The organism is Brenneria uluponensis, assembly GCF_032395385.1.
Lineage (GTDB): Bacteria > Pseudomonadota > Gammaproteobacteria > Enterobacterales > Enterobacteriaceae > Prodigiosinella > Prodigiosinella aquatilis.
In genome coordinates this window covers 2,089,340-2,104,367 of the sequence record NZ_CP135917.1, presented here as the reverse complement: position 1 = coordinate 2,104,367, position 15,028 = coordinate 2,089,340, and the positions used below count along the sequence as shown (strand labels likewise).

The window sequence follows — 15,028 nt, the reverse complement described above, 5'->3', positions numbered from 1 at the left end:
GCATTATAGCTAATCCCCGCGGGTTGTCATAAAGTTGCCGCTTTATCTCGGCAAGGAATATTCCGTGATCAATTTAACTCGGCTCTTTATTCACCCGGTAAAGTCCATGCGGGGCATCCAGCTTTCGCACAGTATGGTTTCTGACAGCGGCCTGGCGTACGACCGCATTTTCATGATCACAGAAACCGATGGAACATTTATTACCGCCCGCCAGTTTCCTCAACTGGTATTGTTTACTCCGGCACTGATGCAGGATGGCATCGTCATTGCCGCAACAGATGGACAGAGTATCGATATCCGGTTTTATGATTTCACCCATGCCCCGCACCCCACCGAAGTATGGGGTAACCATTTTCAGGCGCTCATTGCACCCGAACACGTTAATCAGTGGCTCAGCGCGTATCTGCAACGCCCAGTGCAACTACGCTGGTTGGGGCGCGATCTCTCCCGACGAGTGAAACGTCATCCGGAAATTCCACTGACATTTGCCGACGGCTACCCGTTTCTTTTAATCAATGAAGCCTCTTTTGACGATTTGCGCCAGCGTTGTCCGGCAGGTATTAAAATTGAGCAGTTTCGTCCCAACTTAGTTGTTACCGGCGCGGCACCTTTTGCTGAAGACAGTTGGCAAACCCTCCGCATTGGTGACGTTATTTTCGATGTCGTAAAGCCCTGTAGCCGCTGCGTACTCACTACCGTTAGTATAGAGCGCGGACGTAAACACCCGGCGGGTGAACCGCTCGCCACACTGCAAAAATATCGTACCGCCGAAAATGGCGATGTCGACTTCGGTCAGAATCTGATTGCCCGTTCCCATGGCATTATTCGTGCAGGTGATGAAATAGAAGTACTGGCAACCAGACCACCAAAACCCTATGGGGCCGGGGACATCGCAGCGCATTTGTCGATACCTCAACAAAATACACAGACAATAATCATTGATTATCAAGGACAAAAATTTCAAGGAAACAACCAGCAAATTCTACTGGATCAGTTGGAGCAACATGGAATTCGTGTTCCTTACTCCTGCCGTGCCGGGTTGTGTGGGTGTTGTCGTCTCACCTTACAGAATGGTGAAGTTTCAGCGCTGAAAGATAGCGCTATCGGACCTGATGGAACCATCCTGTCCTGCAGTTGTATTCCGCAAAGCAATATCCAGTTGGGAGAATTCTAAACAGCACGAGCATAACCCGTTGATGGGGATGACATAGCCACGGTTTCCTCATCTACTGGTGACAACCGGTCATGCATGATTTTTATTGCATCTCCCATCATCATGGTTTTGCCACTTAACGCGATCTGTGCTTGTACCAGCAGGCACAAGCTGGCTTTATCTCCTGCCTCAACGATCATAAAACTGGCCTGTTCGTGATTGTCATTAAGCACAACCTGAACCAGATCGCCCGTTTGTGGACAATAGCTCTTCATCTCCTGTTGGGCAAAGTACCAGCTTTTTGGCATCAGTGGCTTCAGGAAACGGTTTGCCACCAGCGCGTTCAATACCAGTTCGGCTTTTGCTTCGTGGCTGATATTCATACACTGGCACTTTTCGTGATAAGTAAAAAATAATGCCGCATCATCCACACAAAAAGCGCTTTCATTAAACGCATCAGGTGTCAGCATGCTGGCTGGAAAACGAGAGCGGAATATTATGCCATTGGCAAGATCAAGCATTAACCGCTCATGTTCAGTATCAAAATACCAGCGCCAATTATCGTCAGGTGTTAATTTCATCGGATTACCTTTAATTTATCCTCACCACTATCTGCTGAATAATTACTGCTTCCAGAATAATCAATCAGGCAAGGTTCTGACGTATTTTTATACAAGCAAATAAAATATAGACTAGCCGGGAGAATAAATAAACCCCCCCGGCAATAATGAAAGGATAAAAATCAGATATAAGTAACGATATCTTTAATCAAACGTGGTCCGTGAAAAATAAAACCACTATAGATCTGAATCAGTGTCGCGCCCGCCACCATTTTTTCACGGGCTGAAATCAATGAATCAATTCCTCCCACACCGATTATTGGTAATCGTCCATTTAATTCCAGCGACAAACGTCGGATAACTTCCGTACTGCGAGACTGAAGGGGGAGACCGCTTAATCCTCCCGTCTGACCACAATGATTCAGCCCCTGGATCAATTGACGATCCAATGTCGTATTCGTCGCAATTACGCCATCTATATTATGCCGAACCAAACTGTCTGCAATCTGGATCAATTCATCATCAGAAAGATCCGGCGCAATTTTTACCGCCACAGGAACATATTTTTGATGACGTTGTTCTAATTCCGACTGCTTATTTTTTACAGACTGTAACAGATCATCCAATGCATCGCCGTATTGCAGCGTTCGTAATCCCGGTGTATTGGGAGAAGAAATATTGATAGCAATATAACCGGCATGAGAATAAACCTTATCCATGCAGATCAAATAATCTTCTTTCCCTTGCTCTACCGGCGTATCTTTATTCTTTCCGATATTGATGCCTAATACGCCACCAAAACGAGCTTTTTTTACGTTCTCGACCAGGTAATCAACGCCACGATTATTAAACCCCATACGGTTGATTAAGCCTTCCGCTTCCACTACCCGAAACAGACGAGGCTTATCATTGCCCGGCTGCGGGCGTGGTGTCACGGTACCCACTTCGATATGACCAAACCCCATAGCACCGAGTGTATCAATACACTCACCATCCTTATCCAGACCGGCAGCCAGTCCCAGCGGATTCTTAAAAGACAATCCCATACAGGTAACGGGTTTGGTGGGAACAGACTGACGGACTAAAAGCTCCAGTGGCGTGTGGGCGATACGATGCAATAGTTGGATGGTAAACTCATGAACTCGTTCTGGATCGAACTGAAATAACACATTACGAATGAGGGGGTACATGAACTCTCCTGAATTCCCAGTAGCAAACCGGGGGCAGATTATCAGCTATCCAATTCGGAAAGGGAATTGACCTGAGGCAAAAAGGATCGAAACAACGCAACCGTTTTCCTTTTCCAGGAGGACATCCCCTTCCTTATGCTATTTTTGACTTTAAATTCCATAATAGATCATTTTAAAAATAAGCCACTCTCTAACAACAAATACATTGTTACCACAATACCGATGTCGCATAACATGCCGGACCAGGATCCCACAGGAGATCCTAGGGTTTGGCATTAGCGGGTTTTTCTGGTTGCTCTGGGCACCCTGTTTCCGATCTATTTGAATCTTAGTATCGTATCCCCGTGATCTGGAGCGTGGATCGCTTAACATGGCTCATAGTTACAGACGATCCGGGTTCAGCCTTTTTCTGACAGATGGTTCTTCCCGGAGCCCTGCTATCAATCATGACAGGCGTTCGCGTTGTACTTGGGTTGATGTGGCTGACATTGATCGTAGCAGAAACCATTTTGGCTAGTTCCAGCATCAGCTATCTGGCAATGAGTACCCGTGAATTTCTGCAAACATTACTCATGCCACCCAAAGCAAAGAACCACTGCCATCGGCAGTGGTTCTACACACTATTTCGGTCATGTAAGATAATGCTTACGCTTCCAGTGCCTTGTTAATTTTCTCGAACAAATCCCCAGACAGATTCTTCAGCGCTTTCAACTCTTCCAGTGCCTGACGCATCAATGCCTGACGAGAAACGTCATAACGTTTCAACCGGATTAATGGCTCGATTAAGCGCGACGCCACTTGTGGGTTACGGGTATTGAGATCAGACACCATCTCCGTCAGGAAACGATAACCACTACCATCAGCCGCATGAAAAGCCGATGGATTGCCGGAACAGAAGGAGCCGACCAGAGCACGTAACCGATTCGGGTTATTCAAGCTGAATGAACGATGATTGAGTAATTCACGCACTCGACTCAAAACATCTGCATCCGGACTGGTTGCTTGCAGTGTGAACCACTTATCCATCACCAGACCATCCTGGTGCCAACGTTCATCAAACGCCGCCAGCAACGCCCCTTGCCCCGGCAATTGAGCGGTTACCGCCGCAGACAACGCCGCCAACGAGTCTGTCATATTATCCGCCTGCTCAAATTGAGCCGTAACCAGGTGATCTGCTTGTGCTCGATCCGTAAACGCCAGATAGTGCAGACACACATTACGCAATGCCCGTTTGCCCATATCCGCCTGTTCTACACGGTATTCTGGCATATTGTTAGCCCGGTACACTGCCAGGCACTCATCTGCCATTTCCTGCGCCAGCGCCTGAATCATGGCATGACGAACGGCGGCAATCGCTTCTGGATCAATAATGTCAAACAACTCAGCCATTTCATTTTCGCTGGGCAGAGTCAGGATCTGCGATGCCAACATCGGATCCAGTTTGTCATCCAGCAAAACCCCCCGGAAAGCGTCAACCACATGCATCGGCAGGGAAAGCGCCTGATGTTGCTGATAGCGAGCCACATTCAGGCGAATGTAGTTGGTCAGCAGACTTTGTGCCGCATCCCAGCGGGAAAATGCATTGTTGGCGTGACGCATCAAGAATGTCAGTTGTTCATCACGCCAGGCATAGTTCAGTTTGACCGGTGCCGAAAACTCTCTTAATAAAGAGGGGAACGGCTGACTGGACACACCATCAAAGACAAATGTCTGCTCCGCCTGTGTTACGTTCAGCACCGAAGCCACTGGCTGTCCGTTTTGCAATAGGGGAATAATCTGCCCTGCCGGGCCGTACAGCTCAATATCCAACGGAATATGCAACGGCAGCTTTGGCTGTTTATCCACACCGACTGGCGTCATCTGGCTGACATGCAACTGATATTTTTCACTGCCAGCATCGTATTCATCCCGAATAGTCAGAATCGGCGTTCCCGACTGACTGTACCAACGACGGAACTGGGAAAGATCAACATTCGAAGCATCTTCCATCGCCTGTACAAAATCATCACAGGTCGCTGCGCTACCATCGTGCCGCTCAAAGTAAAGTTGCATACCAGCCTGAAAATTCGCCTCACCGAGCAATGTATGCATCATTCGGATCACTTCAGCCCCTTTTTCATACACAGTCAGGGTATAGAAATTATTCATTTCAATCACCTGGTCCGGACGAATTGGATGGGACATTGGGCTGGCGTCTTCGGCAAACTGAGCACCTCGCATCACCCGTACATTATCAATACGGTTGGTCGCGCGTGAACCCCGATCGGAACTGAACTCCTGATCGCGAAACACCGTCAGCCCTTCTTTCAGACTGAGCTGGAACCAGTCCCTACAGGTAACGCGGTTACCCGTCCAGTTATGGAAATATTCATGGCCAATCACCGCTTCAATATTGAGATAATCCTTGTCGGTAGCCGTTTCCGCCTTTGCCAATACATATTTGGAGTTGAAGATGTTAAGTCCTTTATTCTCCATCGCGCCCATATTGAAGAAATCTACCGCCACAATCATATAAATATCGAGGTCATACTCCAGACCGAACCGGGTTTCATCCCATTTCATGGCATTTTGCAGTGAGGTCATGGCCCAACCAGCACGATCAAGGTTGCCGCGATCAACATACAGTTCCAGCGCCACTGATTTTCCTGAACGAGTAATGAAGCGATCCTGTAGGACATCGAAGTCACCAGCGACCAGGGCAAACAGGTAGCACGGTTTCGGGAACGGATCCTGCCACTTGATCCAGTGACGACCATTATCCAGATCACCCTGTGCGATACGGTTACCATTAGAGAGCAAATAAGGATAGCGCGTCTTATCAGCACTGATGCGGGTAGTAAAGCGAGCCAGCACATCCGGACGATCGAGATAGTAAGTGATATGACGGAAACCTTCCGCTTCGCACTGTGTACACAATGCCTCCCCGGACTGATACAACCCTTCCAGCGCACTGTTGGCTGCAGGGGCAATTTCAGTTTCAATCCGCAGGGTGAAACTTTCTGGTAGCTGGCTCAGTTCCAGGCCGTTATCCAGCAAACGGTAATCAGACCACGGCTGATCATTGACATGGACACTAATCAGTTGCAACCCTTCACCATCCAGTGTTAATGGCACCCCTTTTTTACCCTGTAACACCACCTGACTGACAGCAATCACCCGTGTCTTTTCCGGATGCAGATCGAAATCCAGTGCGATATCAGTGATGGTATAATCCGGCGCACGATAATCATGCCGGTGTTTTACTTGTGGTTGTTGGCTCATAAATCTTTACCTTATGACATGCAGTAATAATGACGGGTATGTTCGGTTTCTGACCTGCTTGAGACATCAGATGCGTTCATCATCAACCGCCATGTGCTGATATCCGGTGGCAAGGCATCAATGCCTGTGCCAGGACCGATTCAGTAAACCGGGGTAAACAACAGTAAACAAATACCGGAGCAGCAGGCGCAATAGATTATTGTATAGTGTGATGCTTTATCTGCCCCATATACTTTCACTATCCATCTGTTTTATGTGCAATTCCGATACTCAAACACGGCTTCGCCTTGTTAACGGAAAGTCTCTGTCAGAATATAATCCAACATGATGCTCGAGTGTGTTCATCGTATTCGGCGAACTTTTCTTAGTTTTTTGTTTAGTATAAAAAACATTTAATTTCAATCACTAATGTTAAATATAACATAAAATCAGACACTTTTTTGTCACAATCGCACATTTGAATCTCGCGTTAAAGTCCCCATTATGATGTGATAGCGCCATTAAATAGTAAATGGATGATCAAGGTCTTTCTGGAGCTGATGATTATCATGACGGTAAATACGCGTCTAACGAGGATGCTGTAACGCATTATGACTTTACACACTTCCCCGATATTGACCTCATTGCTTGATACCGATGCTTATAAACTACATATGCAGCAGGCGGTATATCACCACTATTTTGATGTGGATGTGACGGCTGAATTTCGCTGTCGTGGCGATGAGTTACTGGGGGTCTATGCAGATGAAATCATCGCTCAAGTTGAGTTGATGAGCCAGCTGGCGCTAAGCGAGGAAGAATTCAACTATCTTTCCTCTCTGCCATTTTTCAAATCCGACTACCTAAATTGGCTGAAAACCTTTCGTTTTAACCCGCAACAGATCCGTGTAAAAAACCATCACGGCAAATTAGATATCCGTATTACTGGCCCCTGGCGTGAAGTGATTCTCTGGGAAGTGCCGCTGTTGGCAGTGATCAGTGAAGTGGTTCACCGTATCCGTTCACCGGCTGTTACTGTCGATGCCGCACTCAAGCAGTTACATCATACCCTGGCGCATTTTCGTGCTAGCAGTAAAGATATCGATCTTAGCCATTTCAAACTGATGGACTTCGGTACCCGTCGTCGCTTCTCCCGCAAGATACAGCAACAGATAGTAACTACTCTACAGGCAGAATTTCCTTATTTGATTGGTACCAGCAATTATGATTTGGCACGACGGCTAGCACTGAACCCCGTCGGCACACAAGCCCATGAATGGTTCCAGGCACATCAGCAAATTAGCCCAACGCTGGAAAATAGTCAGCGTGCAGCACTGCAAGCCTGGCTTCAGGAATACCCCAACCAGCTAGGCATTGCGCTGACCGATTGCATTACTATGGATGCATTCCTGCGAGATTTTGATGGCCCCTTTGCCCAACGTTATCAGGGATTGCGTCATGATTCTGGTGATCCAATCGCCTGGGGAGAAAAAGCGATTGCCCATTATCAAAGATTGGGTATCGACCCACTAACTAAAACACTGGTGTTTTCTGATAGTCTTAATCTTGATAAAGCGCTGAAAATTTACTGCCACTTCTGGCAGCGCATCAATCTGATTTTTGGTATCGGAACCCACCTCACCTGTGATATTCCCGGCGTAACTCCGCTGAATATTGTGATTAAACTGGTGGAGTGTAACGGTAAACCCGTCGCCAAACTGTCTGACAGTCCTGGTAAAACCATCTGTCGGGATCCAGCGTTTGTCAGCGCTCTACGTAAAGCATTTGACTTGCCATTGGTCAAAAAAGCTTCCTGAAATTTGTTGGTCTGTCATCGTATTGACTAATGTTTAATCCAGCAGCGCCGGAATTGCACAAAACTTATTGCATTCCGGTGATTTCTGCTTGTGTCCTGACAGGCGACAAGTAACATAGCGAAGCGCCCTTTTATCTGGGTCACTCACTGTTTCCAAACAAATTTTAATTAAAGAGAGAATGTTATGAGCGTAGTGCCTGTAGTCGACGTACTGCAAGGCCGTGTCGCCGTTGACAACGAAGTCACCGTGCGCGGCTGGGTACGTACCCGGAGAGACTCTAAAGCCGGTATTTCCTTTGTTGCCGTCTATGACGGTTCCTGCTTTGATTCACTACAGGCTGTTGTCAATAATAATCTCCCGAATTACCAGAGCGACGTCCTACGCCTGACCACCGGTTGCTCCGTGGAAGTGACTGGTCGCGTAGTTGCTTCACCGGGTGAAGGGCAGAGCTTTGAATTGCAGACCACAAATATCAATGTGATCGGCTGGGTTGATGACCCGGACACCTATCCAATGGCGGCCAAGCGCCACAGCATTGAATACTTGCGTGAGGTCGCGCATTTACGCCCACGTACCAATCTGATTGGCGCTGTCGCTCGTGTACGGCACACACTGGCCCAGGCTATTCACCGGTTCTTTCACGAAAACGGTTATTACTGGGTATCAACACCGTTGATTACTGCTTCTGATACCGAGGGCGCCGGTGAGATGTTCCGGGTATCCACGCTTGACCTGGAAAATCTGCCGCGGACTGAACAGGGCAAAGTGGATTTCAGCGAAGACTTCTTCGGTAAGGAAGCATTCCTCACGGTATCCGGCCAACTCAACGGCGAAACGTACGCGTGTGCCCTATCCAAAGTCTACACTTTCGGCCCCACTTTCCGGGCGGAAAACTCCAATACCAGTCGTCATCTGGCTGAATTCTGGATGATTGAACCAGAAGTGGCCTTTGCGACACTGGACGATATCGCCAAACTGGCGGAGGATCTGCTTAAGTACGTCTTCAACGCAGTGCTGGAAGAACGTGCTGATGATATGAAGTTCTTTGCCGAACGTGTCGACAAAGAGGCCATCAGTCGGCTTGAAGGTTTTGTCCATTCGGATTTTGCTCAGGTGGATTACACTGATGCCGTCACTATTCTACAAAACTGTGGTCAGACGTTTGAGAACCCAGTTTACTGGGGCGTTGACCTTTCGTCTGAGCATGAACGTTTTCTGGCGGAAAAACATTTCAAAGCGCCCGTCGTCGTAAAAAATTATCCAAAAGACATCAAAGCCTTCTATATGCGGATGAACAACGACGGTAAAACTGTTGCTGCCATGGACGTTCTGGCCCCCGGCATTGGCGAAATTATCGGTGGATCCCAACGTGAAGAACGACTGGAACAACTGGATATCCGATTGGAAGCGATGGGACTCAAAAAAGAAGACTATTGGTGGTATCGCGATCTGCGTCGTTACGGTACCGTTCCTCATTCAGGGTTTGGCCTCGGTTTTGAACGACTGATCGCTTATGTTACCGGTGTGCAAAACATACGCGATGTTATCCCTTTCCCACGCTCACCACGCAATGCCAGCTTCTAAGTAAAAATTACTATAAGCAAAACAAATAACTAGAAAATGGAGGGTCGGTAAATCCGAACCTCCGTTTTTATTTGTGACGTAGTCGACAAAAGTTCCGTGATTTTTACATTTTGAAACACATAGTTTCTATTTGTTACTCAGTTAGGCAGTTAGTATCATTTTCGCGGTAGATTAACGGACTGGTGAATGGAAAACTGCGTGCAGACACAGGAAGACACCAAGCTTCTGGAAAAAGTTCCACAAGGAATTTTCAATGGTTGCAATAGGTGTCTGTATAACACCAATGAGGGTAATAATGATGAAGCGCAATATTCTTGCAGTGGTAATCCCGGCTCTGTTAGCTGCTGGCGCAGCAAATGCAGCTGAAGTATATAACAAAGACGGTAACAAGTTGGACCTGTACGGCAAATTAGACGGCTTGCATTATTTCTCTAATGATGCGAACAACGATGGTGACCAGAGTTATGCTCGTTTGGGTTTTAACGGTGAAACTCAGATTAATGACCAGTTGACTGGTTATGGTCATTTCGAATATCAGTTCGATGCCCAAGATGGTGAAGATACTAACGGTAGTGGCGGACATACCCGTTTAGGTTATGCTGGTTTGAAGTTCGGTGATTTTGGCTCTTTTGACTATGGTCGTAAAAAGGGCATTGCCTATGATGGTATTTCTTATACCGACGTCCTGCCTGAATGGGGCGGCGATCAGAGCTACACTGACAACATTACTGGTCGTACTTCCGGCGTCGCTACTTATCGTAACAAGAACTTCTTTGGCTTGGTTGATGGTTGGGACTTTGGTTTACAGTATCAAGGCAAACATGAAGGCTCAAACCAGCTGAGAAAACAGACTGGTGACGGTTGGGGTATTTCCTCCTCCTATACCACTCCGATTGGTGTTAGTCTCATAGCTTCTTATGAATCAGCTGATCGTACAAGTCAACAGCAAGCTGATGGCCGTGGTGATAAAGCGGATGCTTGGGCGACTGGTCTGAAATATGATGCCAACAGCATCTATCTGGCGGCTACTTATGGTGAGTATCATAACCTGAGCTACCTTGGCTCGACATCTACTTTCGCTTTAGATAAGACCAAAGTATTTGAAGCTGTTGCTCAATACAACTTTGATTTTGGTTTAACGCCGTCTCTGGCTTATGTCTCTGCCAAAGCTGACGATGATACTGCCGCAGTCAAAACTAGCGACTACATCACTAAATACGTGAGTGTTGGCGCGAACTATGCCTTCAATAAGAACATGTCTGTCTATACTGAATATGACATCAACTTACTGGATAGCAACAACCAGTATGGCTTAGCTAACGATGACCGTGTAGCTGTTGGTGTGGTTTATCAGTTCTAATTATCTGTCAGCTGATGATAATATCAGTCTGATTGGGTAATTTTAACGCCAGTTAGCCTTGCTGACTGGCGTTTTCTATTTTTTGCCCATTTCCCTTGACCCCCATCTTGCATCCAATGCCTGTTCTACTCCTTGCTCCTTGCTCCTTGCTCCGCACGTCTTCAACACACATCTTTAGTTCTTCAGTACCCAAAATACCTGACCTGACCTGACCTGACCTGACTAAAACCTTGTCATAGCCGCGTTAACAAAGCACAGCTAGTACATCTCGGTCTCGGTCTCGGTCTCGGTCTCGGTCTCGGTCTCGGTCTCGGTCTCGGTCTCGGTCTTAAAGTTTACGCACAATGTAAAAGAACAAGGAAAGTCACACTTTTATTGCTTTCGACAATCTTACACATTATTTGTGACAGAAATAGTGGAAACACATTTCAATATCATGAATATTATGGATTTTCATAAAACATTAAACTATTTTAAGTATCAAAAATACCGCTTTATTTCATGAAAAATATATAAAAAATAACAAATAGTTTATTAAAAAATTCATAAACCGGTAAAAATAAAGAAATGTAAAATATTTAGAAACATATAAATACAATTAGTTTCAATAACAATCATTTAGTATCATTTTAATTGTAGATCCCGCCGCATTGTGGATGGAACACTGCCTGCGAACACAGAACGACACCGGCGTCTTGCAGAAGTTCCTTAGGCATTATCTGTAAACGAACAGGTGCCATATAACACAATGAGGATATTGATAATGATGAAGCGTAATATTCTGGCCGTAATCATCCCGGCATTACTGATGGCAAGCACAGCACACGCTGCTGAGATCTATAATAAAGACGGCAACAAGTTGGACCTGTATGGCAAACTCGATGGCTTGCATTATTTTGCAAAAAATAATAGTCAGAACGCTGACGGTGACCACAGCTACGCTCGTCTGGGTTTTAAAGGCGAAACGCAGATTAATGATCAACTGACTGGTTATGGCCGCTTCGAATATCAGTTCGATGCCAGCAATCCAGAAACGACCAACGGTAGTGCTGGTAAAACCCGTTATGCTTATGCCGGTTTGAAATTTGCTGATTTTGGCTCTTTCGACTACGGTCGTAACCGAGGCATCGCTCACGACGGTATCTCTTATACTGACGTTCTGCCTGAATTCGGTGGCGACTCCGCCTACACCGATAATCTGACCAATCGTACCAGCGGTGTTGCAACCTACCGTAACAAGAACTTCTTCGGCCTGGTTGATGGCTGGGACTTCGGTATGCAGTACCTGGGTAAAAACGAAGGCTCTCGTGAGCTCAAAAAACAAAATGGCGATGGTTATGGTTTTTCAACGTCTTACACTTCGCCAATTGGAATTGCTGTAATCGGTTCTTATGCCGCTTATGATCGTACCAGTGCTCAGAAAGCTGGCGGCGAAGGTGCCAAGGCCGATGCATGGGCGACTGGTCTGAAATATGATGCAAATAGTATTTATTTAGCGGCTACTTACGGTGAATACCATAACCTGACTTATATTGGTTCAACGTCAACAGGCACTGCTTATGCTGACAAAACCAAAGTATTTGAAGCGGTTGCTCAGTATAACTTTGACTTCGGTTTAACACCGTCTCTGGGTTATGTTTCTGCCAAAGCTGATAATGACACCAGCGCAACCAAAACCAGCGCTTATATCACCAAATATGTCAGCCTGGGTGCTACTTACGCCTTTAACAAGAACATGTCTGTCTATACTGAATATGACATCAACTTGATTAAAACTGCTGACGATAAGTATGGTAAAGGTACCGATGACACTGTAGCTGTTGGTATGGTTTATCAGTTCTAAGTTGATTTCACTTCTGTAAAATCATCTCAAACAAAGACAAGGCCTAACCGCCTTGTCTTTATTGTTTTTTAGCTGCTGATCTTTTCCTCTCGCTCAGGCTTTTATTTTGCCTTCCCTGCCATGGTGATTATTTCCATTTCTTTTGATGCAAACGGTTGGCAAAGCCATAAGCTAGCGGTAACCTGCTATTTCTTCCTTATTCTGTTATGGAACTATCTCGCAATGTTTGAGAATATCTCTGCTGCACCCGCCGACCCAATTCTTGGCTTGACCGATCTTTTCCGCGCTGATGAGCGTCCACATAAAATCAATCTGGGTATTGGTGTTTATAAAGACGAAACCGGTAAAACGCCGGTTCTGACCAGTGTTAAAAAAGCAGAACAGTTTTTACTGGAAAACGAAACCACCAAAAACTATCTGGGTATTGATGGCCTGCCTGAGTTTGCCCGTTGCACGCAGGCATTGTTATTCGGTGAACAGAGCGACATTATAGCCAATAAACGCGCACGCACCGCGCAAACTCCAGGTGGCACGGGGGGTTTACGAGTAGCCGCTGACTTCATCGCCAACAAAACCAGTGCCAAGCGTATCTGGGTAAGTAATCCTAGCTGGCCTAACCATAAAAATGTCTTTTCAGCCGCAGGTCTGGAGGTCTGTGATTACACCTACTATGATGCGGCCCATCACACACTTGACTTTGAAGGCATGCTCAGCAGCCTGAATGCAGCTCAGGCTGGCGATGTGGTGTTGTTCCATGGCTGCTGCCATAATCCCACCGGCATCGACCCTACCCCGGAACAGTGGACTAAATTAGCCGATTTGGCATTAGAGAAAGGCTGGTTACCGCTGTTTGATTTTGCCTATCAGGGTTTTGCAAAAGGTCTGAATGAGGATGCACAAGGTTTACGCACTTTTGCAGCCAAACATCAGGAGCTGATTATTGCCAGTTCATACTCCAAGAATTTTGGCCTGTATAATGAACGTGTTGGTGCCTGTACGTTTGTTGCTGCTGATTCTGCCACGGCTGACACTGCGTTCAGCCAAGTAAAAGCCACTATTCGCGCCAACTATTCCAATCCGCCGGCTCATGGTGCCGCAATCGTAGCAACCATCCTGTCAAATGACGTGCTACGCGCCATCTGGGAGCAGGAGTTGACCGCGATGCGAGAACGCATTCAGCGGATGCGCCAGCTGTTTGTTAGCACCCTGCAAGAAAAAGGCGCACAACAAGACTTTTCCTTTATTATCAAGCAAAATGGGATGTTCTCTTTCAGTGGGCTTAATAAAGACCAGGTACTACGTCTGCGCAGTGAATTTGGCGTATATGCCGTGAATTCTGGCCGTATCAACGTCGCTGGGATGACACCGGAGAATATGTCTCCGTTGTGTGAAGCCATTGTCGCCGTACTCTGATATCAACACGACAAACCCGCTATCGTGACAACTAGCGGGTTTGTTGCGAAAGATAGATGATATTTGTTGATAAGACAGGCAGTAATGTATTCAGCGTTTGGGGAAAAATCCTGTTATAACCATATCGTTTTGATGATTAATCGTCACTCTGGCAATAATGATCTTATCTGATCTATCTTGGTAACGGTTAATTGCAGATTAACCAAATGCAGTATCATTACGGACAAACGGGTTAGTTCTCCGCTCTTCACCAAACGTCGACATTGGGCCATGTCCCGGGATAAAAGCGACATCGTCACCCAATGGAAAAAGCTTATTCCGGATAGAGGCAATCAATACCTCATGGTCGCCTTGAGGAAAATCGCTACGCCCGACACCGCCTCTGAAAATCACATCACCAACTAATGCCAAACGCGATGCTGCGTCGAAAAAGACGATATGCCCTGGTGTATGGCCGGGGCAATGTAATACCGATAACAAAATTGTCCCTACTGTCACCGAATCGCCTTCTTCAAGCCAACGGGAAGGTGTTAACGCCGGACAGTCTTCCAGCCCAAACATGCGGCTTTGCGCTGGCAAACCATTCAGCCAGAACGCGTCTTCACGTTGTGGGCCTAAAATAGGTACCTGATAATGCTCAGCCAATGATGCAGCCGCGCCAACATGATCGAGATGCCCGTGCGTCAAGAGAATCTGCTTAACGGTAACGCCAGCCCGTGTTACGGCTTGCGTGATTTTTTCCTTCTCACCACCGGGATCAACAATAGCGGCTTCTTTGGTTTCTTCACACCACAATAAAGTGCAATTCTGACTGAACGCCGTAACAGGAATAATCTGGTATTTCATACAGTTCCGTTTTTACCCCACT

General features: G+C 46.6%; 10 protein-coding genes and 1 pseudogene. 7 read left to right on the top strand and 4 right to left on the bottom strand.

The window, feature by feature from the left end; translation table 11 throughout:
• Positions 1-64 precede the first annotated feature (64 nt).
• Entirely contained in the window at positions 65-1,174 is a 1,110-nt protein-coding gene (locus tag RS889_RS09635; RefSeq protein ID WP_315710461.1) for a YcbX family protein, read from the top strand.
• On the opposite strand, the gene RS889_RS09630 is transcribed toward RS889_RS09635, so the two are convergent.
• Together RS889_RS09630 and pyrD are read right to left on the bottom strand one after the other, a co-directional pair.
• Complete coding sequence (locus tag RS889_RS09630; RefSeq protein WP_315710459.1) at positions 1,171-1,734, bottom strand: cell division protein ZapC; 564 nt, start codon at positions 1,732-1,734, stop codon at positions 1,171-1,173. The genes RS889_RS09635 and RS889_RS09630 overlap by 4 nt on opposite strands.
• A gap of 161 nt (positions 1,735-1,895) precedes the next feature.
• A complete protein-coding gene (pyrD, locus tag RS889_RS09625; RefSeq protein ID WP_315710458.1) occupies positions 1,896-2,903 on the bottom strand; it encodes a quinone-dependent dihydroorotate dehydrogenase in 1,008 nt (335 codons plus the stop codon).
• 279 nt (positions 2,904-3,182) lie between these two features.
• Here pyrD and RS889_RS09620 point away from each other — a divergent pair.
• Positions 3,183-3,469, top strand: a pseudogene (locus RS889_RS09620) (ABC transporter permease subunit); the annotation flags it as partial.
• A 79-nt stretch (positions 3,470-3,548) separates the two neighbouring features.
• Here RS889_RS09620 and pepN read toward each other — a convergent pair.
• Positions 3,549-6,164: an aminopeptidase N gene (gene pepN, locus RS889_RS09615; RefSeq protein ID WP_315710456.1), complete on the bottom strand. Its 2,616-nt coding sequence runs from the start codon at positions 6,162-6,164 to the stop codon at positions 3,549-3,551.
• Between the two features lie 590 nt (positions 6,165-6,754).
• Here pepN and pncB point away from each other — a divergent pair.
• The 5 genes from pncB (at position 6,755) to RS889_RS09590 (ending at position 14,160) form a co-directional block, all read left to right on the top strand.
• Positions 6,755-7,960 carry a nicotinate phosphoribosyltransferase gene (pncB, locus tag RS889_RS09610; RefSeq protein ID WP_315710455.1) on the top strand — a complete coding sequence of 402 codons (1,206 nt, stop codon included), beginning with the start codon at positions 6,755-6,757 and terminating at the stop codon, positions 7,958-7,960.
• 183 nt (positions 7,961-8,143) lie between these two features.
• A complete protein-coding gene (asnS, locus tag RS889_RS09605; RefSeq protein WP_021016334.1) occupies positions 8,144-9,544 on the top strand; it encodes an asparagine--tRNA ligase in 1,401 nt (466 codons plus the stop codon).
• Between the two features lie 295 nt (positions 9,545-9,839).
• Positions 9,840-10,904: a porin gene (locus RS889_RS09600; protein ID WP_315710454.1), complete on the top strand. Its 1,065-nt coding sequence runs from the start codon at positions 9,840-9,842 to the stop codon at positions 10,902-10,904.
• 763 nt (positions 10,905-11,667) lie between these two features.
• Complete coding sequence (locus RS889_RS09595) at positions 11,668-12,747, top strand: porin (protein ID WP_315710452.1); 1,080 nt, start codon at positions 11,668-11,670, stop codon at positions 12,745-12,747.
• 222 nt (positions 12,748-12,969) lie between these two features.
• A complete protein-coding gene (locus RS889_RS09590; protein WP_315710450.1) occupies positions 12,970-14,160 on the top strand; it encodes an amino acid aminotransferase in 1,191 nt (396 codons plus the stop codon).
• A gap of 198 nt (positions 14,161-14,358) precedes the next feature.
• Here RS889_RS09590 and RS889_RS09585 read toward each other — a convergent pair whose 3' ends face one another.
• Positions 14,359-15,006 carry an MBL fold metallo-hydrolase gene (locus tag RS889_RS09585; protein WP_021016338.1) on the bottom strand — a complete coding sequence of 216 codons (648 nt, stop codon included), beginning with the start codon at positions 15,004-15,006 and terminating at the stop codon, positions 14,359-14,361.
• Positions 15,007-15,028 lie beyond the last annotated feature (22 nt).